Origin of the sequence: Klebsiella sp. BIGb0132 (assembly GCF_024810075.1) — a bacterium.
GTDB classification, from domain to species: domain Bacteria; phylum Pseudomonadota; class Gammaproteobacteria; order Enterobacterales; family Enterobacteriaceae; genus Klebsiella; species Klebsiella terrigena.
This window is the reverse complement of sequence record NZ_JANUDW010000004.1, coordinates 49,082-75,362: the sequence shown is the minus strand read 5'-3', so window position 1 is coordinate 75,362 and position 26,281 is coordinate 49,082. Positions and strand designations below refer to the sequence as shown.

At 55.2% G+C, this 26,281-nt stretch carries 20 protein-coding genes; 5 read left to right on the top strand and 15 right to left on the bottom strand.

The window, feature by feature from the left end:
* Positions 1–13: 13 nt before the first annotated feature.
* The 4 genes from M2416_RS13660 to M2416_RS13645 all read right to left on the bottom strand — a co-directional run bounded on the left by M2416_RS13660 (position 14) and on the right by M2416_RS13645 (position 4,594).
* Positions 14–2,542, bottom strand: a complete 2,529-nt coding sequence (locus M2416_RS13660) for a CS1-pili formation C-terminal domain-containing protein (RefSeq protein WP_259224790.1) — start codon at positions 2,540–2,542, stop codon at positions 14–16.
* A gap of 24 nt (positions 2,543–2,566) precedes the next feature.
* Positions 2,567–3,235: an EcpB family pilus assembly chaperone gene (locus tag M2416_RS13655; protein ID WP_076947855.1), complete on the bottom strand. Its 669-nt coding sequence runs from the start codon at positions 3,233–3,235 to the stop codon at positions 2,567–2,569.
* Positions 3,236–3,293: 58 nt separating this feature from the next.
* Entirely contained in the window at positions 3,294–3,878 is a 585-nt protein-coding gene (gene ecpA / locus M2416_RS13650; RefSeq protein ID WP_076947856.1) for a common pilus major fimbrillin subunit EcpA, read from the bottom strand.
* A gap of 140 nt (positions 3,879–4,018) precedes the next feature.
* A complete protein-coding gene (locus tag M2416_RS13645) occupies positions 4,019–4,594 on the bottom strand; it encodes a LuxR C-terminal-related transcriptional regulator (RefSeq protein WP_076947857.1) in 576 nt (191 codons plus the stop codon).
* Between the two features lie 470 nt (positions 4,595–5,064).
* On the opposite strand from M2416_RS13645, the gene M2416_RS13640 reads away from it, so the two are divergent.
* Positions 5,065–5,943 carry a winged helix-turn-helix domain-containing protein gene (locus M2416_RS13640; RefSeq protein ID WP_259224784.1) on the top strand — a complete coding sequence of 293 codons (879 nt, stop codon included), beginning with the start codon at positions 5,065–5,067 and terminating at the stop codon, positions 5,941–5,943.
* 21 nt (positions 5,944–5,964) lie between these two features.
* Positions 5,965–6,432, top strand: a complete 468-nt coding sequence (locus tag M2416_RS13635; RefSeq protein ID WP_139339476.1) for a hypothetical protein — start codon at positions 5,965–5,967, stop codon at positions 6,430–6,432.
* 11 nt (positions 6,433–6,443) lie between these two features.
* Here the strand turns inward: M2416_RS13635 and iraM are convergent, their stop codons facing one another.
* Positions 6,444–6,794, bottom strand: a complete 351-nt coding sequence (gene iraM / locus M2416_RS13630; protein WP_041143614.1) for an anti-adapter protein IraM — start codon at positions 6,792–6,794, stop codon at positions 6,444–6,446.
* A 443-nt stretch (positions 6,795–7,237) separates the two neighbouring features.
* A complete protein-coding gene (gene bamA, locus M2416_RS13625) occupies positions 7,238–9,661 on the bottom strand; it encodes an outer membrane protein assembly factor BamA (protein WP_259224758.1) in 2,424 nt (807 codons plus the stop codon).
* 649 nt (positions 9,662–10,310) lie between these two features.
* Here bamA and M2416_RS13620 point away from each other — a divergent pair.
* Complete coding sequence (locus M2416_RS13620; protein ID WP_076947860.1) at positions 10,311–10,661, top strand: helix-turn-helix transcriptional regulator; 351 nt, start codon at positions 10,311–10,313, stop codon at positions 10,659–10,661.
* Between the two features lie 83 nt (positions 10,662–10,744).
* Complete coding sequence (locus M2416_RS13615; RefSeq protein ID WP_259224757.1) at positions 10,745–12,295, top strand: MltF family protein; 1,551 nt, start codon at positions 10,745–10,747, stop codon at positions 12,293–12,295.
* A gap of 85 nt (positions 12,296–12,380) precedes the next feature.
* Here the strand turns inward: M2416_RS13615 and M2416_RS13610 are convergent, their stop codons facing one another.
* The 4 genes from M2416_RS13610 to ssb1 form a co-directional block, all read right to left on the bottom strand.
* Complete coding sequence (locus tag M2416_RS13610) at positions 12,381–13,724, bottom strand: carbohydrate porin (protein ID WP_076947862.1); 1,344 nt, start codon at positions 13,722–13,724, stop codon at positions 12,381–12,383.
* Positions 13,725–13,999: 275 nt separating this feature from the next.
* Complete coding sequence (locus tag M2416_RS13605; protein WP_259224755.1) at positions 14,000–15,394, bottom strand: MFS transporter; 1,395 nt, start codon at positions 15,392–15,394, stop codon at positions 14,000–14,002.
* Positions 15,395–15,439: 45 nt separating this feature from the next.
* Positions 15,440–16,528 (bottom strand): cellulase family glycosylhydrolase, encoded by a 1,089-nt coding sequence (locus tag M2416_RS13600; protein ID WP_259224751.1) that lies wholly within the window; start codon positions 16,526–16,528, stop codon positions 15,440–15,442.
* A gap of 451 nt (positions 16,529–16,979) precedes the next feature.
* The gene (ssb1, locus tag M2416_RS13595; RefSeq protein ID WP_045853449.1) at positions 16,980–17,516 is read right to left on the bottom strand and encodes a single-stranded DNA-binding protein SSB1; all 537 of its coding nucleotides are present in this window, start codon (positions 17,514–17,516) and stop codon (positions 16,980–16,982) included.
* Positions 17,517–17,768: 252 nt separating this feature from the next.
* Between ssb1 and uvrA the strand changes: the two genes are divergently transcribed.
* Entirely contained in the window at positions 17,769–20,594 is a 2,826-nt protein-coding gene (gene uvrA, locus M2416_RS13590) for an excinuclease ABC subunit UvrA (protein ID WP_041143606.1), read from the top strand.
* On the opposite strand, the gene M2416_RS13585 is transcribed toward uvrA, so the two are convergent.
* The 5 genes from M2416_RS13585 to dnaB form a co-directional block, all read right to left on the bottom strand.
* Positions 20,595–20,951, bottom strand: a complete 357-nt coding sequence (locus tag M2416_RS13585; RefSeq protein WP_076947865.1) for an MmcQ/YjbR family DNA-binding protein — start codon at positions 20,949–20,951, stop codon at positions 20,595–20,597.
* Between the two features lie 238 nt (positions 20,952–21,189).
* A complete protein-coding gene (gene aphA, locus M2416_RS13580) occupies positions 21,190–21,903 on the bottom strand; it encodes an acid phosphatase AphA (protein WP_076947866.1) in 714 nt (237 codons plus the stop codon).
* Positions 21,904–22,190: 287 nt separating this feature from the next.
* Complete coding sequence (gene tyrB / locus M2416_RS13575) at positions 22,191–23,384, bottom strand: aromatic amino acid transaminase (RefSeq protein ID WP_041143603.1); 1,194 nt, start codon at positions 23,382–23,384, stop codon at positions 22,191–22,193.
* A 219-nt stretch (positions 23,385–23,603) separates the two neighbouring features.
* Positions 23,604–24,683 carry an alanine racemase gene (gene alr / locus M2416_RS13570; protein ID WP_259224740.1) on the bottom strand — a complete coding sequence of 360 codons (1,080 nt, stop codon included), beginning with the start codon at positions 24,681–24,683 and terminating at the stop codon, positions 23,604–23,606.
* A 143-nt stretch (positions 24,684–24,826) separates the two neighbouring features.
* The gene (dnaB, locus tag M2416_RS13565) at positions 24,827–26,242 is read right to left on the bottom strand and encodes a replicative DNA helicase (RefSeq protein ID WP_041143601.1); all 1,416 of its coding nucleotides are present in this window, start codon (positions 26,240–26,242) and stop codon (positions 24,827–24,829) included.
* Positions 26,243–26,281 lie beyond the last annotated feature (39 nt).

The following is a 26,281-nucleotide window of genomic DNA, read 5'->3' as shown; positions in this document are numbered from 1 at the left end:
TAACGCACCCCATTTAGCCTGCATAGTTCTCTCCCGTCGCCAGGTTGCTGGCGTAGGTTTTCAAGCCGTTACAGGTCACATCGCCGACCCATACCGCCCCGCGCGCTTTGTTAATCTCAAGCTCCACTTCGCAGCGCTGGTTGTTGCCGTAGCTGAAGTCGATGGTCGGGAATTTTTTATCTACATCCATCACAAACTCGCCTTTGTCATCGGTGCGGGTACGCCCGATGTGGTTATTAATGTGCGCATTGGCCAGCAGCGTGCCGTCTTCGGCGCGAATACGCCCGGAGACGGTCACCATCTGCTTCACTTCCGGCTCGATCACCGCCACGTTGCCCGGATAGAGCGTCAGACGGCTTTTGCGGCTGCTGACGATGTCGTAGCTGTCGATCGAGTTTTTGCTGTTCTGCAGCTCGACTTCGTAGCGGCTGTAGGGCGAGAGCGGCAGATAGCTGCGTTTGCCCGAGAGCTGGAATACCCGGCCGTTTACCCTGGCGCTGAGCTTGCCGTCATCTTCAAGACCGGTATTAAAAATCACCCCGGCGTTACCGTCGGTACGCCCGCTGGCGGCAATATTTGTCCCCTGCCAGCCCACGCTGCCGTTAGCGGTGAGGTTGGTATTCACGTAGCCGTCGGTGCCGCTGTTCACGTTCAGCGTCCCGCTGGAGTAGCGGGTATCGAACTGGGCATAGGCGCCGCCGCTCAGGGTTTTGTCATCCCCGGTGTCGCCGGAGATGGCCCGGGAGATATTGGCGCCGACGGTGCGAATGGTGCTCCCTTCCTCAAACTGCTTGCGCGCCGCCAGGTTGGCCATGGTGTAGCCGTTCTGGTGGGTCATCCCGGCGCTAAACCAGTTGCCGAGCGGCAGAGAAAAGTCGAGCGCGATATATTTCCCGGTGCTGGCGCTGCTGTCGCCGTTGTTAAAGCGCTGGATCCCGGCGCGCAGGCCCAGCGAACCGTAGGCGTTGCTGTAGAGGGTCTGATAGTAATCCGCGGTGTAGTAGTGGCTGCTATAGCGGCGATCGTCGTTATAGCTGATGCTGAAGGTGCCCAGCTTTGACCACAGCGGGCTGAGGTTCAACGTCCCGCCAATCGCCCGGTTATCGGCGTCGCTGCGCCGCAGCCTGTCGCCGATTATGGTCTTTTCCTGGTTGACCCAAACCGAGCTAAAGCCGCCGGGCAGCGTGGCGCTGACGCTGCCGATACTGCTCCACGAGCTGTCGCTGGCCAGCATGTTTTGCAGGTTCACGTTGATAGATTGCGTCAGCGGCAGGGTTAGCCGGGTCTCGCCGACGGCGTTGTTATCGTAGCCGTAGCCGGTTGCGGCCCAGCTGAAGGCGCCCAGCGAGCCCGTCGCCGAAGCCCCGGCCAGCCAGCTCTCTTTGGCGGGGAGCGCCTTTTTGCCGCCCTCTGACCAGCAGTCCATATGGAAGCTTCCGCCCCAGACCTGCCAGGCCAAAGGCGCGCCGGCGCCGCGTCCCCGGGTGAACAGCTTGTTCACCCGCTGAGTGCGCTTGCTGACCACCCGGCCGTTGACGACAACTTCAACATTCACGTCGTAAATCCCGTACGGCAGGCCGCGGGTATCAACCTCATGGTTGCCCATCGTGAAGTTCTGCACGCTCAGCAGGCGGCCGTCGCGCGACAGATGCACCTCACCGGCGGAAGGCAGGAACGCGATAATCGGCGTCGCCGACTGGGAGTTATCAAAGACCGTCGAGCTGGCCTGGTTGCCCCAGGAGGCGCCGTAAATTTTGCCTGCCGAAATAGCGGTCATCGGCCCGAGGGACTGCAGGTTCCACGTATCGAGCATTCCGCCCGCAAAGCGGTGACCGGCGAAGTCACGCTCGTACATCGCCTTATAGATCTCGCTGTCCTGATTGCTGGTTCCGGCGCCGTAGAGCGAGCCGTCGAGCACCAGATGATGCTCGCGCAGGGAGGTAACATTGTTCATCGACAGATAGCTGGAGGTACTGTTCCCCGCGTTGCGCATCTGGTTGTTATAGACGCCGAGGTTATAGTTCAGGGTGCTGCTGAGGGCGTTAACGCTGGACTGGCCGATATCTTCGCTGCGCGATCGCAGTACGGTGCCCAGGGCCTCTTTTTTCACCACCAGCTGGAGCAGAAGCTGGCGCAGGCTGAGCTGCAGCTGCGCGTCGGCGGAGATCTTAATGCGCAGGTCGCTGTCGAAGGATTCGTTCGCCAGGGAGGCGAGCGTCTGCCGGGTTTGGGCGCTCACGGTGGCATTATTATCGCTCTCCTCCAGGCGGATCTGGCGCACGCGCAGCACGCCGCCATCCAGCCAGATAAAGGCGTTGCCGAGGCGCTGATCGTCCCCGTTGCCCGTACTGCCTTCCAGATGAATAAAGAGCGGGATGCTCATCCCGTCCTGCAGGGCCTGGCTAAACGCCTGGGGAATAATTACGCCGCCGATTTGCGGTATCTGCTCCGGCGCCGCGCTGACGCTGAGCGGAACAGAAAAAATAACCATACCGTAGGCCAGGAGCGCTTTCAGCTCCGGGGAAATCCGTAGTCGCGGCATAACCTTATCCCGTCAGCACAATTGTTATTTTACGGGAACAAACTGCTCGCCCTGCCAGAGCGCGACCCGTCCTTTTTTATCGGCAACGTTGACGCGCGTGAATCGGCGCTCTTTACCGGGCATGAGGTAATAATTTTCTTTACACTCTTTGCCATCCGCCGCCTTGAGGCATGGGCCGTAGGCGAGAATGCGCAGCGTGGCGTTTCCGCTGTTCACCAGCGTGCCGTTGGCGTACTGATAGCGGTAGTTCACCTTGCGGGGCGCCACGACCAAAATGGTGCCAATACGGGCGGATGCCGTCGCCACCGCGCTGCGGGCTGCGCCATTGCGCTGGGCGTCGCTTAGCGCCTGATCGAACCAGACGATGCGGTAATAACGCTCCCTGTCATCCGTCGGGCCTTTATAGAAAAAGCGAATAACATCGCTGCTTTTCGCCGGCAGCAGCAGGCTGGCAGGCGTGAGCAAAACTTCGTCCTGGCTCTCCATCGCAATGACGTTACCGCCATCGAGCGGCGAGGAGAGGCGCTCCATATGGATATTGATCAGGCGTCCACTGTCGGTGGTATTTTTTATCTCTTTGCTGAGCACGCTGCTGTCGCTGTTCATAAACGAGGAGATATCGCCAACGTCCAGCGCCCGGGCCGGCATGATGGCGCATAAACAGAGGCCAATAGCCAGAATGTGGTTTTTCATGGGAATTCAATCCGTGAAAGAAAGCAGGGGGAAACCCCTGCTTTGTGCTACAGGGAAATCAGCTGGTCCAGGTCGCGTCGAACTGTACGCTGACGTCGCCGCTCCAGATCCCTTCCGGCAGCGTGCTGTAATCCGTTACAGCCGTGGTACCGTCGGTGGTGCCGCTAACGATAGAGAAGTTGAAACCATCCTGAGCGGTGGTACGGCCGGCCTGGTCGTAGCCGTTAGCCAGCGCGCTGAGGTTGCCGCCCAGCTTGCCGCTAGCGGTATCGATCATGATGGTGTCAGCCGATTTTTCTACGGACTCGCCGTTGTAATCAACGCCAACGCTCAGCGTAGAGCCAGAGGTATCCAGCTGAGTCAGGGTATTGGTGATCAGACGGGAAGTCAGTTTAAAGGCCGTTGCGGTAGCATCGCCTTCAATCGCAACGTCAAACAGGCCTTTCTGCGAGTTAAAGCCTTTGATCCCTTCAGCGTACTGGAACGCCAGGCTGCCCAGCGGAGTGACGACCAGCTTGCTGGTGGTATCTTTTTTAGCGGTTGCTGACCAGGTCGCTACTGCCTGAGCCGTAACATCAGCGGCCTGAACAGCGCCAACACAGAGAGTCGTCATCAGAGCTGCTGCCAACATTTTCAATTTCATATTTATCACCTGATAAAGATAAGAGGCTTTTTATGGCCCGTACTGTTCCATAGTTCTTTATGGAATGATCGCCTTTAAGAACCCTGAGTCCTTAAAAACAAATACCTGAATAAATCGATACAATGCGCTGCCGCGGCAGATTAAATAAGCCGCAGGCCGTTTTTTGATGCCGGCAGAATAAAACGCATCAGGGCCAGCATCGTGATATTGTTATTATTAAGCAAACCGACCTTATTGCTGGTATTGCTTTTATGTAAACTAACCGTTTTAATGCTTAAGCCGAGCGTCTGAGAAATATCATTAATCAAATTACCGATAATCATTAATGACATTATTTTTTCTTCGCGCGGAGTCAGGCTTCGCTTTCTAATTTTATATTTTTTAAGCTTAAACATATTCTCTACCGATTTAACGCTGGCATTGGCTGAGAGAAAATAAATATCATTAATGTCCGACACGTCGCTAACAAACTTTGCATCCGGGGCGACAATAACTTTCGCCAGGCTGTTAGACAGATAGTATCGGTAGAAACATAATATATGATCTAAATGTGCAAAATGGATAATCACATAGTCGTCAGCGCTCAGCGCCGCACATTGCCTACGGGCCAACTCGCTATCAAAACTGCCGGCGCAACCGATATAACAGAAGTCATCGGCCATATGGCTCAGGCCTTGTATAAAGAAATAATTATCAGTTACAATCAGTACCGCCATAATAACCAGCCTTTATTCCATTGGGCCACCTGTCCGGAAAAAACACCTCCACGATGCCTTCGTTACTGATTATGACCGGTACGTAACAATAGCCTGATACGCCCCTGCCATTCATTAACATTGTTATCGCAGGACAACCACATCCTTTTATTAATCTTGTTACGTCACGGCCGTAACATTTTGTTGCAGCAATAATAATCGTAGTGCTCATATTTTATTACTCATAAAGTTATGAAGCGTAAAGAAATCACATTTGTTGGTTTTATGTAAAAACATAACTAACTGAAATTAATGATATAAATACCAAAAAATTAACAAACAAGAGACTTTTTATAACAAACATCCTATTGGATTAAGATAATTCTTAGTTATGAATGAATGCCGGGAGTAAGCTTTAATGCTAGTATCTCAATATCAAATCTTAGATAAATTTCAGCAGCGGTAACTATTCTCACGATAAGACACGATATATGGACACTATTTACGTTATCGAGAACACGCTCAGGTTCAATCCTACGGCGCATACTCTCCATTCTATAGAAAGCAATGAGCGTATCACTCTGGCAATACCAGCAAGCCTTTGCTTTATTTTATTAATTAAAAACCAGGGCAGAATAGTCACCCAGGCAGAGCTGTTGCATAACGCCTGGGGAGAAAGAGGGATGAACGTTACGCCAAATACCCTACACCAAAACATCTCTCTGCTGCGTAAATCATTAAATCGCCTGCACGTTAACGGCAGCATAATTCAAACAATCCCGAAACGGGGATTTATGATTGCCGATGACACCACCATTTTGGCCCGGCATATTGAAAGCGACCCGGGGTCCGAAGACGATAGTGGGCCGAATGTTGAGGAAAAGGTTAATAACCCACAGCAACCTCCGGCAGTAGAAAGTATCGAACCGCAGCAGCCAGATCCGGAACCGCCGCGGGATAACCTATCGGCGTCGCCGCCGGTGAACGAAGACCCGTTCGTCCCGCGGATACTTTCCGGCATCAGGTTCGCTAACAGTGAAAAAGGAACCTGTAGAGTTGCAGGTTTCGCCAGCCTGCTGGCGATCGTTCTGTTGGTCTATGTTTATTATTTTCCACAGACCAGCACGCCTTTCTCTTCTTATACCGAGCTGGCCACTCCCGGTACCTGCAAGGTGTTGCGTAATGATGACTTAAGATTTGATGAATTTTTTATTAATTTTATGCAGGAGAAGCACATCAGCTGTTCCGATGGCCAAACGGTATATATTACCAATCACTATCCATCGAGCAGAACGTCGCTGATTGTTTGTCGCTATCCGATCAAATCAAGCAAGAAATCATTCTGTACCTCCTCCTACTACTTAAAATAAAAGACAATCTCGGCATATAAAATGAAGAAAATAATAACCCTCATCATCATTGTTCTTATCATCGTCGGTGCTGTATATTACACTCACTTCCGCGAAGAGGATGATAGTATTGACTGTACGTCGGCCTTTTCGATAATCAATGATGACGAAACCTTCTCATTTTCAGTTACCTTTTTCACTAAAAATGGCAATGGCCTGATCACCTTTACCGGCAATTCCGGAAATACTCAGGATAACATCAGCATTCGCAAATATTTCTCCTATACTAAAAACAAGAGCAATATCTATATTTTTAAAAATAATGATTCTAACATGCGAACCAGCTCACCGGCATTCTCTGAAAAGTTCGATGATATTCTCCCGCCGTTCTTTACTGAAATTAGCAAAGAAGATAACTTTATTATTAAAATAATAAAAATAAAGCCAGATTCGTGGGTATTTATGTCGACAAACACGCCCTACTTTGTCTGTGAAAACACCCGTTCTTAATCGCCGCTCATTTAGCATAAGGCGTGGCGATGATAGCTACCAGGGCATCGCTTAATGACGCAGTGCGGCTGGTAGCAGCACCCCTCTGCGGTGGTTGCGCTAAAGTCATGAGGGCAGGATGGCCGCTCTCTCAGCGACTCCCACTGCGTATCGCTGTAGGTCGCAATATTGTAAACCTTAAAGAAATGATATTTATTATTTATCAGAACCTTAGATGAGTACAGCTTCATTGACTCACCGGGAATCAACAGAATATCCGCTTCATACCAGATGATAAACTTTAAAAAACGCAGTCCGCAAATACTGGAGAATGCGACGCCAGAATGCGGGCATATGATTGTATTAAGCACCGTCCATTTCATGTTTCATCCTTGTATCCCTGGCCAGCAATCATGACTTCAGAAATAGCAAACATTATAATTAATCGCAAGTCCTCAACGCAATAATGTGATATGAGACGGACATCGCTTACAATCGATCTAGCTATTTATAAGTAATCGCCATAATATTTAATACGTAGATATGGATGCTGAAAATACATATTTATATGTAAAGCCAGAAAACCATAAAATAACCCTAAATAACTTTACAAAAAAGTATCATCATGGAATTCAGATTAAACAACGACATAACGGCAAAATAGACTATTTTGCCGTCTATGCGCGTATTTTTCCCTGGCGGGCAGCTCGCCGCCGGGGGTTATGGGAGTAGAAAGGCCCCGGCGCCCACTGCGTGAATGATAGCCATCAGAGCGTCATCTCTCACGCGGCGGCGCGACGGTAGTAGCGCGGTTCCTGACCCCCGCTTACCAGGTTTTGCCGATATTAAACTGGAACTGCTCGGCCTTATCGCCATCGTACTTTTTAAAGGGCTCAGTCCAGGAGAAAACCAGCGGCCCCAGCGGCGACATCCACTGTACCGCTATCCCCGCCGACATTCGGATATGCAGCGGATCGCTATAGTCCGGGATCCCCGCCGCCAGGGTTTGGGCGTTATTCTGCCACGAGGTGCTCCATACCGTGCCGGCGTCGACAAAGAGCGAGGTTCGCAAACTGTCGGCATATTTGTCGCTAATAAACGGCGTAGGAATAATAAACTCGCTGTTCAGCACCGCCATCGCATTTCCTCCAACCGCGTCGGAAGAGCTCTCCAGCGGGCAGCCGCTATAGCTGCTTTCGGAGCCATTACAGCGATAGTAGGCCGCCTTCGGGCCGATAGTATTTGAGGAGAAGCCGCGCACCGATGACGATCCCCCGGCGTAGAAATTATCGTAAAAGGGCACCGTGCTCCCCTGCAGGCCGCCGGCATAGCCCGCTTTCAGATGCTCCATCCATACCCAGCTTTGGCCTTCATTTAGCGGCACATACTGGGTGCTATCAAGGGTGAGCTTGTAATAGCGGTTATCCGATCCCGGGACGGTCACTTTGCCGCTCAGGCTGCTTTTATTGCCGGAGCGGGGGAAAAACCCGCGATCGAGATCGTTATAGCTCCATCCGAGGCTGACAAAAAAATCGTTGGCGCTGTATTCCGCCCCGCTGTCGCCATCTTTGGTCACCACCTGCGGATAAATTCCCCGCGAGTTAAGGTAATTCCAGGTCGTGAGCTCCGGATCCATATTGGTCAGGCGGTTGTGGACATAATCAACGCCCAGATTCAGCGAGTTATTTTCACTAATCGGGAAGCCGAGATTACTGCCAAGGCCGTAGCTTTGCTGGTTATAGCTGCCGGAGTCGGCATCGGAGGCGTCATAGCTGTTATAGAAAATCTTGCCGCCCAGACTCACGCCGTCGACGGTGAAATAGGGGTTAGTCGCGCCGAGCTCAACGTAGGACTGATAGCTATTGCGGGTGCCGTTAAAGCTGACGCTGTTGCCGGTACCCAGCCAGTTATCCTGGGTCACTCCCAGCTGGTAGCTGACGCCGCTATCGGTACCAAAGCCCAGGCCAACGTTAAATGAGCCGGTATTGCGCTCTTTCACCTTATAGACGACGTCAACCTGGTCCTGGCTGCCGGCAACCGGGGTTATCTCTTTATCAACGCTCTCGAAATAGCCCGTGCGGTCAAGACGCTCTTTTCCCTGCTGCACCTTTTCATCGTTGAGCCACGCGCCCTCCATTTGCCGCATTTCGCGGCGTAACACGGCATCGCGCGAGGTATCGTTGCCGATAAAACGAATCTGGCGTACGGAGTAGCGGCGCCCGGCATCGACGCTAATACGCAGCGTGACGCTTTTCTGCCGATCGTCAATGTCGGCGTGCGTCGTCACCTGCGGCCAGGCATAGCCATATTTACCGAAGCGCTTTTTAATCGCATTTTCGACGGCGGTAATCTCGGCTCCGCTATATCCCCTGCCGGACAGCGGCTGGGCCAGCGCCTCAATTTCCTGGCCGTGCGTGGCCATCTCACCCGTCACCACGGTGCGGCTGACCTTGTAGCGTTCTCCCTCTGCAAGGTCGATCGTAAGATAGAGCGATTTTTTATCCGGGGTAATACTGACCTGGCTGGAATTAATGGCAAAACGCGCATAGCCGCGATCGAGATAATAGCTGCGCAGCGTTTCAAGATCCGCCGCCATTTTTTGTTTTTGGTATTTTTTATCACCGATAACGTTCCACCACGGAACCCGATCGCGGAGCTGAAGCTGGTCGAGCAGCGTTTCCTCGCTAAACGCTTTATTGCCAATAATATTAATCTGGGCAATGGTTGCCGACTTCCCTTCCTGAAAGACAAATTTTAAATCCACGCGGTTGCGCGGCAGCGGCGTCACCACCGCATGGACCGTGGCGCTATATTTCCCAACGCTGTAATAGAAATCCTGCAGCCCCTTTTCTATTTCGCTGAGAGCGTTACGATCCAGCGCGCTACCCGCATCAACGCCGCTGGCGGTGAGGTTCTCTTTCAGCATCTCGTCCTTCACCGATTTATTGCCGGCGAAGCTGATACTGGCAATGGTCGGACGCTCTTTAACCTGCACCACCAGCGCACGGCCATCGCGCAGGATCTGCACGTTCTCAAAGTTGCCGCTGGCATACAGGCCGCGTATCGCGTCGCTGATATCGTCGTTCGAGACCTCTTCTCCCGGGTGAACGGGCATGTTCAACAGTGCCGCTCCTACGGTAACGCGCTGCAGGCCCTCAAAGCGAATATCATCAATAGTGTACGAAGTCGCGGCATAAAGCGTTAAGGGTGAAATCAATAATCCGGCAATGATATTTGTTTTCTTTAGCATGGGCGTTTTATTTAAAAGAGATTTAGAAATAGCAGGAGTCTGCTGGGATTAACCTAAGCGAGGCGCAGAATTGCACTTAATTATGGTGAAACAATGGAGAAAAAATGGATCTTAAAGAACCGTAAATAAAAACATTTATCAGCGGAACTCGCGCCTGTTTTTTCGGTCTGAGAGGGTCAGGTAGTAATATATAGCGCACTTTTAATGAATCAAAAAAACAAAAAGCCCCCTTTCGCATTGGTTGAAAGGGGGAAAGATCTTGTTAGGAATGATGCTCTCTGGGGTTGACCAGGAACACGCAAAAGTTAGCTTAAAATACCGCAGATAAAATGAAGAGATATTGAAAAAATTATGCAGAGCGACCATCACGTATGCGCAAAATATATCAGCAGGGATCTTAATCCAGATTCTTCATATTTTCCTCAAAATGACAGGATATGGTCGCAGAGGCTTATGGGAGCATCATCGAAAGCCGATTGCGATATCCAAAAGCAAAGTAGTGGCGCCTTGCCAGGGACGGTAAGGCATTTTCCCGCGGCGGCGCTGGACACCGAGGCCGGGCAAAGAGCCATGCCGGGCGGCGACCTGGCCGTGACGTCACCCTCTGCCCGCGCCATGACGCGACGGGCGCCATCGTTCTGGAACCGGCATGAATCAGCGTAAAAATGGGATCCAACAGGCCGTGCTGCACGAACTGGTGCGCTGGATAAAAAATAATCTTGAGAAAAAACTTACCGTCAATGCGCTAAGCGTTTTTTCCGGCTATTCAGAGTGGCACCTGTTTCGCCTCTTCCAGCAATACTTCCAGATGTCACCGATGGAATACATCAGGCGACAGCGGATGCTGCTGTGCCGGGATTTGCTGCAGATAAAACCGGCCTTTCGCATCGTCGATATCTGCATTATGGCCGGCTATGAGGATATCAGCGCATTTAACCGGACCTTTAAAAAATACTATTCGGTCACGCCCAGCCAGTTCCGTAAAATTTCAGCGGCATAAAACCACAGTCCTGGCGCCTGGCCGACACGCTAACCCGGCAGAGTTGACTAAAATAAAAGGATGTCCCTGCGGAGCGCCGCGCCATGAACATCCTCTGTTTGCCGCGATTATTTATCGCCTGGTCTACCTGCCTCCTCGCGATGCTGTTTGTTGGCTTCGTTTATGCCGCTTCCGCTGAGAAAAAACCTCCGGCGCCCGAGCCACGGGAGACCCTGGAGGTCAATACCGAAGAGATGCTAAAACCCTGGCAGGGGGATCTCTCCGGCATGCTCGACCGGCGGACCATCCGGGTTTTGACCACCTACAGCAAAACCTTTTTCTTTATCGATAAGGGCACCCAGCGCGGCGCCACCCACGACATTTTCATGGAGTACGAGCGCGACCTGAATCGTCAGCTGATGAAGGAGAAAAAGCTCCGGCACCGTCACCTCAAGGTACGGATCGTTTTCGTTCCGGTGGCGCGCGACCAGCTGATCGAGGCCCTCAATGCCGGTAAGGGAGATATCGTCGCCGCGAACCTCACCATCACCCCCGAGCGCCAGCAGCAGGTCGCCTTCAGCGCGCCGATTTATACCCACGTTCAGGAGCTGCTGCTTTCGGGGCCGGGCTCTCCCGCGGTCGCCGACATCGACCAGCTTTCGGGCAAGACGGTGTTCGTGCGCCGCTCCTCAAGCTATTACCAGAGTCTGATCGCACTAAACGCGCGCTTTATCAAAGAGTCGCGCCAGCCGGTGATCGTTGATGCCGCTCCGGAATCGCTTGAGGATGAGGACCTGATTGAGATGCTCAACGCCGGCCTTATCCCCCTGACCGTGGTCGATCGCCATAAGGCGCTGTTCTGGAAACAGGTATTCCCTAAAATCGAGGTACACCAGAATATCGTCCTGCGCGACGATGGCAGCATCGCCTGGGCGGTGCGCAAAGATAGCCCCCAGCTGCTCGCTTCGCTTAATCAGTTTGTGAAGACGAATAGCCAGGGCAGCAGGCTGGGGAATACCATCCTGCTGCGCTACCTGAAAGACGCTAAATACGTCAAAAATGCGGCGGCGAAAAAGGAGCGGCAGAAATTTTTAGCGATGGTGGAGATCTTCCGTAAGTACGGCGATCGCTATGACGTCGACTGGCTGCTGATGGCGGCCCAGGGCTATCAGGAGTCGCGCCTCAATCAGTCGGTGCGCAGCCACGTCGGGGCGATAGGCGTGATGCAGGTTATGCCGCGCACCGGTAAGGAGCTGAAGGTCGGTGATATCAGCAAGCTCGATCCCAACATCCACGCCGGGGTGAAGTATATGCGCTGGATGATAGACCAGTACTACGGCGACGAGCCGATGACCCAACTCGATAAGGCGCTGTTCTCCTTCGCCTCCTATAATGCCGGACCGGCGAGGATCGCCCGCCTGCGGGTTGAAACCAAAAAGCGCGGCTTTGACCCTAATATCTGGTTTGGCAACGTGGAGTACCTGGCCGCGGAGAAAATCGGCTCCGAGACCGTCACCTATGTCAGCAATATCTATAAGTACTACATCGCCTATCGGCTGATTATCGATGAGATGACGCGCAAGCAGAAGGCCACCGCCGACGCCCGGCGCGAGGAGACGCCGCTCAAGACGGGCGACGTCCCTGCGATGCAGTAAGGCGCTGAGGTACCAAAAAACCCCGCCGGAGCGGGGTTTTCGTCAGCCGGGACGGCGCATTCCACAACGCGCGCCCTTTACCCGATCAGAAGAAGTACTTGAAACGCACCCGCGCGCCGTAGCGCTCATCGGTATTGCCGGTTTTGGCTGCCGACGAGTCCAGCCACGACGCGTAGGCCCCGAGGTAGATATTAAAGTTCGGCATATCCATGATATTCGGCAGCTGCCACGAGGTGTGAAGGGTGTGGATATCATAGCGTCCCGGCGCCAGAATCGCGCAGTCGCCGTCGCACTCCGCGCTCACGCCGGACATATTGAACTGGTCGATTTTGTTGTGCGCGTAGATATAGCCGAGCTCCACGCGATGCCATAGCGCATTAATACCGGCGCTAAAGTCCTTTTCGTCCGCCGCATCCAGATAGGCGCTGCTCAGATTGACCACCGCCCCATCCTGCGGGTCGGCCTTCTGCGTATTCCAGCTGAGGGTCATACCGTAGCCGGTACGGCTGGACTGATCGACCCAGCGGCCCTCCTGGTTCTGGTAACCGTAGGCGTTATTCACGAGGTTGCTCTCCAGCGCCGCCGCGACCGACCAGGCGCCGGAACGCCACGCCGCCACCGGACGGACGTAAACCGCGTTTTTCCGATTATCCAGCGCATTGCCGTGGTAGCTCTGGTCAACAAACAGCGAGCTGCCGTCCTCCACCAACGTATTGACTTCAAAATACCAGTTATCAAGGTTTTTGCTGAGCAGGAAGTTGCCGCCGCTGCTGCTGCGCCCGCGCCCTTCTTTCATCATGTAGATATAGCCGTAGCCGTCGCTGTACAGGTCGTTGGCCGTGTTGCCGGAATATTCAATAAACGTATCCTGATTAAGCGGGAACATATCGTAGGCTTCGAAGCGACCGATTTTAATTTTCCAGTCATCCTCCTGACCAAAGAAAAACGCCGCGTCATCAAGATTCATTTTGCCGTTCATATCCGCCAGCGGCTGCACGCTAAACCCGGCGTATTTACCGTTAGCGCCTTTCCGCAATCCATCAAAGCCCAGCAGAATCCGTCCGTTAATATCCCAGCGCTCTTTATCTCCCGGAGCCCAGTTTTTATTGGCGCTGGTTTTTATCGAGGTCAGGCTGCCGGTGCGGCTGGCGCCGTCCATATTAAACTCAACGTCGCCGTAGAATTTGATATCGCCATAATCATTAAGCTGTAACGCGGGTTTAGCCGGCGCGGCGCTGGCGACCGCCGCGGGCGTATCCTGACGTTTTAACTCGTCGATCTCCGCCTCCGCGCTGGCCGCCCGCTGCTCGGTCGCCTTCAGCCGTTGTTCCATTTGTGCCAGACGCTCCTCAAGGGATAACGGCGCCTGCGCATTGACCACAGGGGTAAATAAAGACGTCAAAAAACAGCCGACCCAGAATTTATTCATCGGTAGAGCCTTTTATTATTTAATTAACTAGAGTTTATTTTTAGGGTTTATGAATAAAGCATGACGATAGTGACAATAATAACCCGCCCATCGTCACGGACGGGTTATTAACAACAGTAACAATATTATTCTCGCGACCGGACGGCGGCGCCAGCACCCCACGGCGATATAATCTCAGGGCTATTCAGGCCTGCCTGTCTATTTTCTCCTGGGGATCTATCTCCGCACAGGAATATCATCAATGATTCCCCGGACGGTATATTTTATCGGCGTAGCTAGTTTATCGGCAGCGGCTGCTTCAGATTGTCCTCACTATCGTTTTCCGGACGCGCAACCTGTCGGCGCTCCGCCAGTAACGCGCAAATCTCCGCATGCTTTTCTTCCGTAAAGGTATAGCGCGACATACAGCCCATCCTGATCAGCGAGCCAAATGCGGGCAGCAGGCAGATACCGAAGAACAGCCCGTTCAGCACGCTCTCGCTCTGGCTGGCCGCCTGCGGCACGTAGCCTATCAGGGTCAGAAATACGCCAATTAAGCCTCCGCCGACGGCCACCGACATTTTTCCGGTAAACGTTTGTCCGGAGAAGGTGATGGCCGCACAGCGCTTGTTGGTGTGATATTCGGCGTATTCAATGGTGTCGGCAATCATCGATGAGGTCAGGATATTGCTCATCATGATAAACAGCGTGCTGAGGCCCAGCAGAATAAAGAGCAGCGCCGCGTGCTGATAGCCAACGAACCACATCACCACCCGCACCGCGATATCCAGCCCGCAAAGGATCATAAACAGCTTTCGCTTCTGCATTCTGCGCGTCAGCATCGGGGCGACGAGACACAGCACCGCGGCGACAATCCCCATAATACCGATCGCCATCTGCAGCCCGCCGTCGCCCATATTGTAGATAAAGAAATAGATATAAATCCCGCCGGCGACGTTGTGGAATACGCAGAAAAAGAACGACAGCAGGACGATAAATAGCGGCTTATTTTGCCGCAGATTATGGAAGGTATCGCGCATGGTGACCTTTTCCGGTCCGGCCTGCACGCGCTCTTTAATCTGGAAAAAGCCGTTCAGCATCAGCGGCAGGCCGACCATCATCATCACCAGCGCCGCCATAAAATAGCCCTTATCGTTGCTGTACTGGGCAAAGAAGGCCGCAAGCTTGGGGAAGAAGATATTGGCGCAGGCGATACCGGCATTGACGCCGAGCATTGCCGCCGTCACCGCACGGGTGCGCTGGCCGGAGTCGTTGGTCATCACCGAGGACATCGACCAGAACGGAATATCTGATATCGCGTACAGCGTGCCCCACAGTATATAGGTCACCCCGGCGTAGATAATCATGGTGGTCATATCGGCTTCGATTTTATAAAACGCCAGCAGCGTGACCCCGGTAATTAACAGCGGCGCAATCAGCAGGAAATGACGAAACTTGCCAAAGCGGCTGTTAATAGTATCCATGATGCTGGCGAACAGCGGGTCGTGAACCGCATCCCACGCGCGTGCGATAAGGAAAATCGTACTCGCCGCCAGCGCCGAGATCCCCAGCACATCGGTATAAAAATAGTTAATAAACGAGCCCACTAAACCAAAACTAAAACACTGACCTAAACCATAGCCAAAATAAGACCACAACTCCCGAGACGGTATTTTCATTGTCGTTGCCATAGTGCGTACCCTAATCCCGGCGGCGTACCGCCGGATATATTATTATTATGCCCGTGACGGCTGGGCGATGTGACGAAGCCTGCGGATGAGCGCAATCTCTTTACGGGAGAACGGGATCCCGTTCTCTTCAAAGACGTCGTGGAACCAGAGGCGGCAGTAATCGGCAGACTCCTTCATCACCACCGGCCACGGCAGCCAGGTTTGGGTTTTCCCGCGCACCAGACCCCATTGATAAGGCGCAACGTTCGCTATATACATCAGCGGCAGCTGCTCTTCGATGGTGCTGCCGACGTGGCGAGCCAGCCATTCGGTGCAAAAAATCGGCCGCTCCAGCTGCTGAAGCTGCTGGATAATCGCCGTCATGCGGGCGGTATTGGTGTAGGCGTGATAGCTGATTACGTCCGAAAGCGCCAGCGCGGCCCGATCCAGCGGATGCTGGTAGAACACCTCTCCTTCAACTTCCTCCGGCAGGCGCCACGCGCAGACGGTGAGCGGCTGCGTCGGGTCCTCTTCCCTCGCCCAGCGGAAGGCAAGCTCCATCAGCTCCTGAGCATAGGTTTCCAGCTTTTCGTCGTACAGCACCTCAACCGTGCCGGTGGCAAAGATGCCGCGATTGCCCGGCTCGTTATAGAGATCCCAGAGCAGAACGCGCTTATCGTCACGGAACTGGCGGATAACGTCGCGGATATAGCATTCGATCTGCGGCCAGCTGTCGCGGTCGCAAACCTTGTCCCGCCCGGGGCTCGCCGCCGCCTGGCTGTTATGCTTGCCGGGTACCGGCGGTTTTTGCGGCCCAAGGTAGGGTTCGTCGCCCGAAAAGCCGCAGTCGTCCATCAGCGTCAGCATGGTGCTAAAGCCACGGCTATCGGCAATCGTCAGGAAACGCTCGATGCGCGCCATCAGGCCATCGCGATCGGCCTCCCAGACGATAAACGGCAGGTTGATGCGCAGCGTGTTGTAGCCCGCCTCCGCCGCCCAGCCCAGTTCACGTTCGATGGTTGGCGCATCGAACGTCTCCTCCTGCCAGATATCGGTCCAGTTAACCGCCGTCGAAGGCAGATAGTTAAACCCGCAAAGCCAACCCTGCTGCTGATACCACGCCTGCGCCTGCTCTTTGCTCCACTGCTGTTTCATCACTGCTCCTTACTGCTGATAATAATTAGCTAATAAATATTAGTTTTGGCATAAATGAGCAAATAGCGGCATGCAGAAAAGAGATAATTCTCACAAACCTGGCGCGCTGACATCGATGAAACGTGATCGACTGCGCAGAAGACGCTGGCCGGATAGGAAGGCTGTTTCGCAAGACGGTGGGCAGAGGACGGGAAAGCGGCTGAACGAAGGAAAAATGGTTAATCTATTGTTTATTAAACCTAATTTATTTACACCTGACGTCAGGCGCGGCGGTCTGTTCAGTCCGGAAATGGGAGCGGGAAGCAGAAAGCAGAAAGCAGAAAGCAGAAAGCAGAGTAGAGGAAACGGGAAATGGGAAACAGAGGGCAGGAAGGCGGGCCACGGTCATATAAAAAAACCCTGCCGAAGCAGGGTTTATGATTCTGAGACGACCGTTCTCAATACGTACTGATTAGAACGGGATGTCGTCGTCGAAATCCATCGGCGGTTCATTAGAAGGTGCTGCCGGAGCCTGCTGCTGCGGACGAGACTGCGCGCCGCCGCTGAACTGGTTGCCACCCTGCGGCTGCTGCTGTGGCTGCTGAGGCTGACCCCAACCGCCCTGCTGCTGGCCGCCGCCTGCCGGAGCACCGCCGCCCTGACGGCCACCCAGCATCTGCATGGTGCCGCCAACGTTGACCACGATCTCAGTAGTGTACTTCTCAGCGCCGGACTGATCGGTCCATTTGCGGGTACGCAGCTGGCCTTCGATATAAACCTGCGAACCTTTACGCAGATATTCGCCAGCCACTTCAGCCAGCTTGCCGAACAGCACAACGCGGTGCCATTCGGTCTGTTCTTTCATTTCGCCGGTCTGCTTATCGCGCCAGGATTCGGAAGTCGCCAGCGTGAAGTTGGCGACGGCGCCGCCACTTGGCATGTAGCGTACTTCCGGGTCCTGCCCCAGATTACCGACGAGAATCACCTTGTTTACGCCTCTGCTGGCCATGATCGAATCTCCTGAATACGTTTCTTAATAAGTGTAAACCGGTAATTCTAACACCACAAAGGCCCTTTTAGATAGCTGGGACGTCGATTCCAGTAAACATCTTATCGCTATACAATTTTTCACCATCAACCCCGGCTGCCATTCCAATACTGTATATTCAAACAGGTCGGATTGTGCCATAATTAGCCGTTTCCGCCGTTTGTTCTTCATACAAACCAGGCAATCCGTGTATCTACCTACCGGGAAAGGTGAATGGATAAGATCGAAGTTCGGGGCGCCCGCACCCATAATCTCAAAAACATCAACCTCGTTATCCCCCGCGACAAGCTGATTGTCGTCACCGGGCTTTCAGGGTCAGGCAAATCCTCACTGGCTTTCGACACGCTGTATGCCGAAGGGCAGCGCCGCTACGTTGAATCGCTCTCTGCCTACGCGCGTCAGTTCCTGTCGCTGATGGAGAAACCGGATGTCGACCATATCGAGGGGCTGTCGCCGGCGATTTCCATCGAGCAGAAATCAACGTCCCATAACCCCCGCTCTACGGTAGGCACCATTACCGAAATTCACGACTATCTGCGTCTGCTGTACGCCCGCGTCGGCGAACCGCGCTGCCCGGACCACGACGTCCCGCTGGCGGCGCAAACCGTCAGCCAGATGGTCGATAACGTGCTTTCCCAGCCGGAAGGCCAGCGCCTGATGCTGCTGGCACCGATTATCAAAGAGCGTAAAGGCGAGCATACCAAGACCCTGGAGAACCTGGCGAGCCAGGGCTATATCCGCGCGAGGATCGACGGCGAAGTTTGCGATCTCTCCGATCCGCCAAAGCTTGAGCTGCAGAAGAAACACACCATTGAAGTGGTTATCGATCGCTTCAAGGTGCGTGACGATCTCGCCCAGCGTCTGGCCGAGTCGTTTGAAACGGCGCTGGATCTCTCCGGCGGGACCGCCGTTGTTGCCAATATGGACGACCCGAAAGCGGAAGAGCTGCTGTTCTCCGCCAACTTCGCCTGTCCGATTTGCGGCTACAGCATGCGCGAGCTGGAACCTCGGCTGTTCTCCTTCAACAACCCGGCCGGCGCCTGCCCCACCTGCGACGGCCTTGGCGTGCAGCAGTATTTCGATCCCGAACGCGTGATCCAAAACCCGGAGCTGTCGCTGGCGGGCGGGGCGATCCGCGGCTGGGATCGACGTAACTTCTATTACTTCCAGATGCTGAAGTCGCTGGCCGAGCATTACCAGTTCGATATCGAAGCGCCCTGGGGCACCCTCAATGCCGACGTGCAGAAAGTCATTCTGTCCGGCTCCGGCAAAGAGAACATTGAATTCAAGTATATGAACGATCGCGGCGACACCTCCGTGCGCCGCCATCCGTTCGAAGGCGTTTTGCACAATATGGAACGCCGCTACAAAGAGACCGAATCCAGCGCGGTGCGCGAAGAGCTGGCGAAGTTTATCAGCAACCGCTCCTGTACCAGCTGCGATGGCACCCGTCTGCGCCGCGAAGCGCGCCACGTCTTCGTCGAAAATACGCCGCTGCCGACGATCTCCGATATGAGCATTGGCCATGCGATGGACTTCTTCACCAACCTGAAGCTCTCCGGCCAGCGGGCGCAAATCGCTGAAAAGGTGCTGAAGGAGATCGGCGATCGCCTGAAGTTCCTCGTCAACGTCGGCCTGAACTACCTGACGCTCTCGCGTTCGGCGGAGACGCTGTCCGGCGGCGAAGCCCAGCGTATTCGTCTGGCCAGCCAGATCGGCGCCGGGCTGGTCGGCGTCATGTACGTGCTCGACGAGCCGTCGATCGGCCTGCATCAGCGCGACAACGAACGCCTGCTCGGGACGCTGGTTCATCTGCGTAATCTGGGTAATACGGTCATTGTCGTTGAGCATGATGAAGACGCGATTCGCGCCGCTGACCACGTGATCGATATCGGTCCCGGCGCTGGCGTCCACGGCGGACAGGTGGTGGCTGAAGGCACGCTGCAGGATATTATGGCGGTGCCTGAATCCCTGACCGGGCAGTACATGAGCGGCAAGCGCAAGATTGCGGTGCCTGAGCAGCGCGTAGCCGCCGATCCGCAAAAGGTACTGAAGCTGACCGGCGCACGCGGTAACAACCTGAAGGACGTTACGCTGACGCTACCGGTGGGCCTGTTTACCTGCATTACCGGCGTCTCCGGCTCCGGTAAATCAACGCTGATTAACGATACGCTGTTCCCGATAGCCCAGCGCCAGCTCAACGGCGCGACTATCGCCGAACCGGCGCCCTATCGCGACGTGCAGGGGCTGGAGCATTTCGATAAGGTTATCGATATCGACCAGAGCCCCATTGGCCGTACGCCGCGCTCTAACCCGGCAACCTATACCGGCGTGTTTACGCCGGTACGCGAACTGTTCGCCGGCGTGCCGGAATCACGTTCACGCGGCTACACGCCGGGGCGCTTTAGCTTTAACGTTCGCGGCGGCCGCTGCGAAGCCTGCCAGGGCGATGGCGTTATCAAGGTCGAGATGCACTTCCTGCCGGATATCTACGTGCCGTGCGACCAGTGCAAGGGCAAGCGCTATAACCGCGAAACGCTGGAGATTAAGTACAAGGGTAAGACTATCCATGAAGTGCTGGATATGACTATCGAAGAGGCGCGCGAGTTCTTCGACGCCGTCCCTGCGCTGGCGCGTAAGCTGCAAACCCTGATGGACGTGGGCCTGACCTATATCCGCCTTGGCCAGTCGGCGACCACGCTCTCCGGCGGCGAGGCTCAGCGCGTGAAGCTGGCGCGCGAGCTGTCGAAGCGCGGAACCGGCCAGACGCTGTATATTCTCGATGAGCCAACCACCGGTCTGCACTTCGCCGATATCCAGCAGCTGCTGGACGTCCTGCATCAGCTGCGCGATCAGGGCAACACCATCGTGGTCATTGAGCACAACCTGGACGTCATCAAAACCGCGGACTGGATTGTGGACCTTGGGCCGGAAGGCGGCAGCGGCGGCGGGGAAATTCTCGTCTCCGGGACCCCAGAGACGGTTGCCGAGTGCGAAGCCTCGCACACCGCGCATTTCCTCAAGCCGTTGCTGAGCTAATCACTGCGAAAGCTGCTGTCGGGTCGGCTCCGACAGCAGCCTAATCGCCTGCTGATAAGAGGCGTCGACCAGGTAGTAAATCTGCGAATCGGGCAGCGAACCATCAAGGAACACCGTACTCCAGTGGGCCTTGTTCAAATGCCGGCTAGGACGCACATCAACGTGCTGCTCCCGCAGAAGCTCGGCAAGTTCCGGGCTGGCCTTCAGCGACACCGCAGGGCGCTTATCCTCCACCTCTTTGACCATCGCAAACAGCACGTCCGACACTTTAATCTGCGTCGCCTTCCAGTCGCTGTGTTCGCTTTGCTCCGCGCCAGGTTTGGCCATGCAGTAGAGCAATAACTCCGAAATTGTCATCTAATATTCCCCCATGAGCGTCCCGACGCGATGGCGCGAACCGCCGTGAATGCGATATTCCGCGAGCCGCATCGCGGCCCGACTGTCGATGTCAGATAAGCCATTCATGCTGCGAATGAATCTTTCTAAGTGTGCAGCAATAAGCGAAAAGGTAAAACCTTCCGGAGCGGATTTTGTACAAAAAAACGGCAGCCCACCGGCTGCCGCTGTTGCTGGCTGTTATTTCGCCCGCAGGCAATCAGTAATCGGAGTTCACAATCACCTCTTCTCCCTGGGCCCCGGCCATCGGTAAAGGCTTGTATGAGGAGTTGGAGGCGCGAAGAATGCGAATACCTCGTGCGCCCGCGTCACGGGCGGCGCCAATATCGTTATCCGAGTCGCCGTAGAAGACCTTGATGTTTTTCTCCTGCAGCCACTGGGTTTTCGTATTCTGTCCCGGCTTATCGCCGGCAAAAATGACCGGATTCATGTTTGACGCGGGGATCAGGAAATCATCCTGCAGGGTTTTAGAGACCGTTTCGGTTTTGGTCTGACTGCGGCCGGTTACAAAATAGATGCTATCGCCGCGCTTAACGTGCATCGCAATCAGCTGACGCGCGACCTCTTTCGGCATGCTGAAATCATCCCAGCCGTTGTTCATTTTTTGCCAAAACTCGGGATTTTTCAGGTAAGCATCGCTGCCGGGAGAGAATGTTTTCTGGCCGCGCCAGAATCCAGGGCTGGAAAACAGCACGGTATCGTCAATATCAAAGCCCACCGCAATCGGCTGGCGCCCCAGCAGGCTATTTTCAATCTGCGCCACCGAGACCCAGTGAATCGGCGCCTGTTCAGCGAGCTTAGCGACGTTGGTTCCCGTCGAGAGGGGCTGCGGCGTCGAGGCGCGGGCAACAACGGCGCTATTAAGCGTGAACAGCAGGCAGACGGCCCCGAAGGCCAGGGTGATTTTGCGCATATTTATCCCTATAAACCGTCATCATTCAAACGGCCTCTTTGACGGCCACGGTTAGCCGAACGCTCCCTGGAGCTGAGACGCACTTTGCATGATGGCGAGTGTAAATAACCGAATCATTATAATTTTCAATAATGTGCATGCTTATAAATTCACCATGACCTTAACCTCCGCATCCGGTGATGAAAAGAGGTTTCTGCTCGAATGTCATAGAAAAAGAGAATGATCACACTTCGGGAGGGAAACCGCCCTCTCCTTAACGCCGGAAAGGGCCGGGTACTGCTGCGGGGCTATAGCACGGCAGAAAATGCCTGCGCGACGCGCTGAACGTTGCCCGAGTTAAGGCCCGCCATGCACATTCTTCCGCTGGAAATCAGATAGACGCCAAACTCTTCCCGCAGGCGATCGACCTGAGCGGCGCTCAATCCCGTGTAGCTAAACATACCGCGCTGCTTGAGCAGGTAGTCAAAGTTAACGCCGGGGACCGCCTCTTTCAGGACGTTCACCAGCTCCTGACGCATCGCTAAAATGCGCGTGCGCATCTCTTCGACTTCCGCCAGCCACGAGGCCTTCAGCTCCGCGTCGTTCAGCACGGTGGCAACCACCTGCGCCCCGAAGTTCGGCGGGCTGGAGTAGTTACGGCGTACGGTTGCCTTCAGCTGGCCAAGCACGCGTCCCGCCGTTTCGCTATCTTCGCAAACCACCGACAGGCCGCCTACGCGCTCGCCGTACAGGGAGAAAATTTTCGAGAACGAGTTGCTGACCAGCATCGGCATACCGGCGCTGGCAATCGTGCGGATTGCCCAGGCGTCATCTTCCATGCCCGCGCCATAACCCTGGTAGGCGATGTCGAGGAAAGGGATCAGGCTGCGCGCTTTCAGCACTTTTGCCACCTCATCCCACTGGTCATGGCTCAGATCGGCGCCGGTTGGGTTATGGCAGCACGGATGCAGCAGCACGATATCGCCTTCAGGCAGGGTGCGCAGCGTCTCGAGCAGCGCCTCAAAGCGCACGCCGTTGGTCTCATTATCAAACCAAGGGTAAGCACTTACTTCGAAGCCAGCCCCTTCAAAGATAGCGATGTGGTTTTCCCAGGTCGGATCGCTGACCCATACGCGCGCCTGCGGGAAGTAGCGCTTGAGGAAATCCGCCCCCACCTTCAGCGCGCCGGAACCGCCCAGCGTCTGAATGGAAGCCACGCGCTGCTGCTGCAGTACCGGGTGATCGGCGCCAAACAGCAGCGGCGCAATGGCGCTACGGTAAGCATTCAGACCCTCCATCGGCAGATACAGCGAGGCGCCGTGCGGCTGCGCGTTAAGGCGCGCTTCCGCTTCCGCCACCGCCTTCAGCTGCGGAATAATTCCGGCTTCGTTGTAGTACAAACCAATGCTGAGGTTTACTTTGTCGCTGCGAGGATCTTCTTTGAAACGCTCCATTAAGGAGAGAATGGGGTCGCCAGCGTAGGCGTCAACTTTCTGAAACACGCGATGTTTCTCCAGGTTTACAAAAGGCAGGTCATAACACAATAAACCGGAAGCCGTGGCAGGTCGAGAGGATGTTGGCGGATTGCCGATGACGATCGCCCGCCAGGGCGCCGACGGGGCTTTTCCCGGCCGCAGCGCTGGCGCCGTAGCCGGGCTATCAGGTAGCGCCCTGACCCCGACAGCCGTAACGCAGCCGGGGAATATTGCGGTAAATCGGGGCTAATCGACGTATTTCATCGAAACGCGTGAAGTCAGGCGCGTGATAAGTTCGTAAGCACTTACTTTCGTGATTTCTGCAATCCGTTCAACGGGTAAACCTTCTCCCCACAGCACCACCGGATCGCCGGACTTCTCCTGCGCCTCGGGGCCGAGGTCGACGCAGATCATATCCATTGCCACGCGGCCGACAGTCGGCACTTCCCGACCGTTAACCAGCACCGGCGTACCGGACGGCGCGGCGCGCGGATAACCATCGCCGTAGCCCATCGCCACCACCCCGAGACGGGTATGGCGTTCGCTAATCCAGGTCCCGCCGTAGCCCACCGGCTCGCCCGCTTTATGCTCGCGAACGGCAATCAGGCTCGAGGTCAGCGACATCACCGGCTGGCAGCCAAAATCGGCGCCGGTGGATTGATTCTCTAACGGCGACACGCCGTAGAGAATAATGCCCGGACGCGCCCAGTCAAAATGCGACTGCGGCCACAGCAAAATCCCACCGGAGGCGGCGATAGAGCGCAGGCCAGGCTTGCCATCGGTAAAGGTGGTGAAGATATCCAGCTGCCGCTCGGTGGCCCCGCACTCCGGCTCATCCGCGCGGGCAAAGTGGCTGACGACGTTCACCGGCTGGCGGACGTTTTTACAGCGGCTCAGGCGCTGGTAGAAAGCCTCCGCCTCTTCCGGCAGCACGCCCAGCCGATGCATGCCGGTATCGAGCTTCATCCAGACGCTGACCGGTTCGCTCAGCTCTGCGCTTTCCAGCGCGGCCAGCTGTTCGGGGCTATGCACCGCCGTTTGCAGGCGCTGGGCGGCAATCACCGGCAGATCGCTGGCTTCAAAAAAGCCTTCCAGCAGCAGGATCGGCTGCGTGATGCCGCCCGCCCGCAGGCGTAGAGCTTCTTCAAGCCGGGCGACGCCGAAGGCGTCGGCATCAGGGAGCGTTCGCGCGGTCTCGATAAGACCGTGTCCGTAAGCGTTCGCTTTCACGACTGCAACCAGCTTGCTGGCAGGCGCCAGTTCACGCAGACGTTGCAGGTTGTGTCGCAGAGCGCGGCGGTTAATGACTACAGTTGCCGCTTGCATTTAAGTTCCTTAATAAAAGAGTCGCCGGTATCCATCGCGCTGCCGGAAGGCGACCGGCCCGGGCGCCCCGGGAGCTTAACAGGCTAAGTGACCGAGACGGGCGGGCGAGTCAACGTACCAGCGGCGTGAAGGACTACGGAGATTTACTCATCATCATACTGAGGGCCGGCATAGTTATCGAAGCGCGACCATTGCCCGTTAAACGTCAGACGTACCGTACCAATGGGGCCGTTACGCTGCTTACCAATAATAATTTCGGCGATGCCTTTCAGATCGCTGTTCTCGTGATAAACCTCATCACGATAGATAAACATGATTAAGTCGGCATCCTGCTCGATAGAGCCTGATTCACGGAGATCGGAGTTTACCGGGCGCTTATCGGCGCGCTGCTCAAGGGAGCGGTTAAGCTGCGACAGGGCCACCACCGGCACCTGCAGCTCTTTGGCCAGCGCCTTCAGCGAGCGGGAGATTTCGGCGATCTCCAGGGTACGGTTATCGGAGAGCGCCGGTACGCGCATCAGCTGCAGGTAGTCGATCATAATCAGGCCAATGCCGCCGTGCTCGCGGGCGATGCGACGGGCGCGGGAGCGCAGCTCCGTCGGCGTCAGGCCGGAGGAGTCATCGATATAGATATTGCGTTTTTCCAGCAGAATGCCCATGGTGCCCGAAATTCGCGCCCAGTCTTCGTCATCCAGCTGGCCGGTACGAATACGCGTCTGGTCGACGCGCGACAGCGAGGCCAGGGTACGCATCATAATCTGCTCAGAGGGCATCTCGAGGCTGAAAATCAGGACCGGCTTATCCTGCAGCATCGCCGCATTTTCGACGATGTTCATCGCAAACGTCGTTTTACCCATCGACGGACGCGCCGCGACGATGATCAAATCCGACGGCTGCAGACCTGCGGTCTTTTTATTCAGGTCGTCATAGCCGGTATTCACGCCGGTGACGCCGTCGTGCGGCTGCTGGAACAGCTGCTCGATACGCGCCACGGTCGCATCAAGCACTTCGGCGATATTTCGCGGGCCTTCGTCTTTATTCGCGCGGCTCTCGGCGATCTTAAAGACCCGGGACTCCGCCAGATCGAGCAGGTCTTCGCTGGTGCGACCCTGGGGGTCGAAGCCCGCTTCGGCAATTTCGTTCGCCACCGAGATCATTTCGCGAACAACGGCTCGTTCGCGCACGATGTCGGCATAAGCGCTGATGTTCGCCGCGCTTGGCGTATTTTTGGAGAGTTCAGCCAGATAGGCGAAACCGCCTACGCTGTCCAGCTGCCCCTGGCGCTCAAGCGATTCCGCGAGCGTGATAAGGTCAATCGGGCTGCCGGTTTCCTGCAGGCGGGCCATTTCAATAAAGATATGACGGTGCGGACGCGTGTAAAAGTCTTCTGCAACAACGCGCTCGGCGACGTCGTCCCAGCGCTCGTTGTCCAGCATTAAACCGCCCAACACCGACTGTTCCGCTTCAATCGAGTGCGGCGGTACTTTCAACCCGGCGACCTGCGGATCGCGAACTCGGGGTTCAGTCTGGGGTTTGTTGAAGGGTTTATTTCCTGCCATATTGAATGGAATTCCCGGAATAGAAATTGGCTCGAAAGG

Excerpts from the sequence above, each read along its gene's own strand:
- M2416_RS13660 (WP_259224790.1), bottom strand. The coding sequence starts at position 2,542 with ATGCCGCGACTACGGATTTCCCCGGAGCTGAAAGCGCTCCTGGCCTAC.
- M2416_RS13655 (WP_076947855.1), bottom strand. The coding sequence starts at position 3,235 with ATGAAAAACCACATTCTGGCTATTGGCCTCTGTTTATGCGCCATCATG.
- ecpA (WP_076947856.1), bottom strand. The coding sequence starts at position 3,878 with ATGAAATTGAAAATGTTGGCAGCAGCTCTGATGACGACTCTCTGTGTT.
- M2416_RS13645 (WP_076947857.1), bottom strand. The coding sequence starts at position 4,594 with ATGGCGGTACTGATTGTAACTGATAATTATTTCTTTATACAAGGCCTG.
- M2416_RS13640 (WP_259224784.1), top strand. The coding sequence starts at position 5,065 with ATGGACACTATTTACGTTATCGAGAACACGCTCAGGTTCAATCCTACG.
- M2416_RS13635 (WP_139339476.1), top strand. The coding sequence starts at position 5,965 with ATGAAGAAAATAATAACCCTCATCATCATTGTTCTTATCATCGTCGGT.
- iraM (WP_041143614.1), bottom strand. The coding sequence starts at position 6,794 with ATGAAATGGACGGTGCTTAATACAATCATATGCCCGCATTCTGGCGTC.
- bamA (WP_259224758.1), bottom strand. The coding sequence starts at position 9,661 with ATGCTAAAGAAAACAAATATCATTGCCGGATTATTGATTTCACCCTTA.
- M2416_RS13620 (WP_076947860.1), top strand. The coding sequence starts at position 10,311 with ATGAATCAGCGTAAAAATGGGATCCAACAGGCCGTGCTGCACGAACTG.
- M2416_RS13615 (WP_259224757.1), top strand. The coding sequence starts at position 10,745 with ATGAACATCCTCTGTTTGCCGCGATTATTTATCGCCTGGTCTACCTGC.
- M2416_RS13610 (WP_076947862.1), bottom strand. The coding sequence starts at position 13,724 with ATGAATAAATTCTGGGTCGGCTGTTTTTTGACGTCTTTATTTACCCCT.
- M2416_RS13605 (WP_259224755.1), bottom strand. The coding sequence starts at position 15,394 with ATGGCAACGACAATGAAAATACCGTCTCGGGAGTTGTGGTCTTATTTT.
- M2416_RS13600 (WP_259224751.1), bottom strand. The coding sequence starts at position 16,528 with ATGAAACAGCAGTGGAGCAAAGAGCAGGCGCAGGCGTGGTATCAGCAG.
- ssb1 (WP_045853449.1), bottom strand. The coding sequence starts at position 17,516 with ATGGCCAGCAGAGGCGTAAACAAGGTGATTCTCGTCGGTAATCTGGGG.
- uvrA (WP_041143606.1), top strand. The coding sequence starts at position 17,769 with ATGGATAAGATCGAAGTTCGGGGCGCCCGCACCCATAATCTCAAAAAC.
- M2416_RS13585 (WP_076947865.1), bottom strand. The coding sequence starts at position 20,951 with ATGACAATTTCGGAGTTATTGCTCTACTGCATGGCCAAACCTGGCGCG.
- aphA (WP_076947866.1), bottom strand. The coding sequence starts at position 21,903 with ATGCGCAAAATCACCCTGGCCTTCGGGGCCGTCTGCCTGCTGTTCACG.
- alr (WP_259224740.1), bottom strand. The coding sequence starts at position 24,683 with ATGCAAGCGGCAACTGTAGTCATTAACCGCCGCGCTCTGCGACACAAC.
- dnaB (WP_041143601.1), bottom strand. The coding sequence starts at position 26,242 with ATGGCAGGAAATAAACCCTTCAACAAACCCCAGACTGAACCCCGAGTT.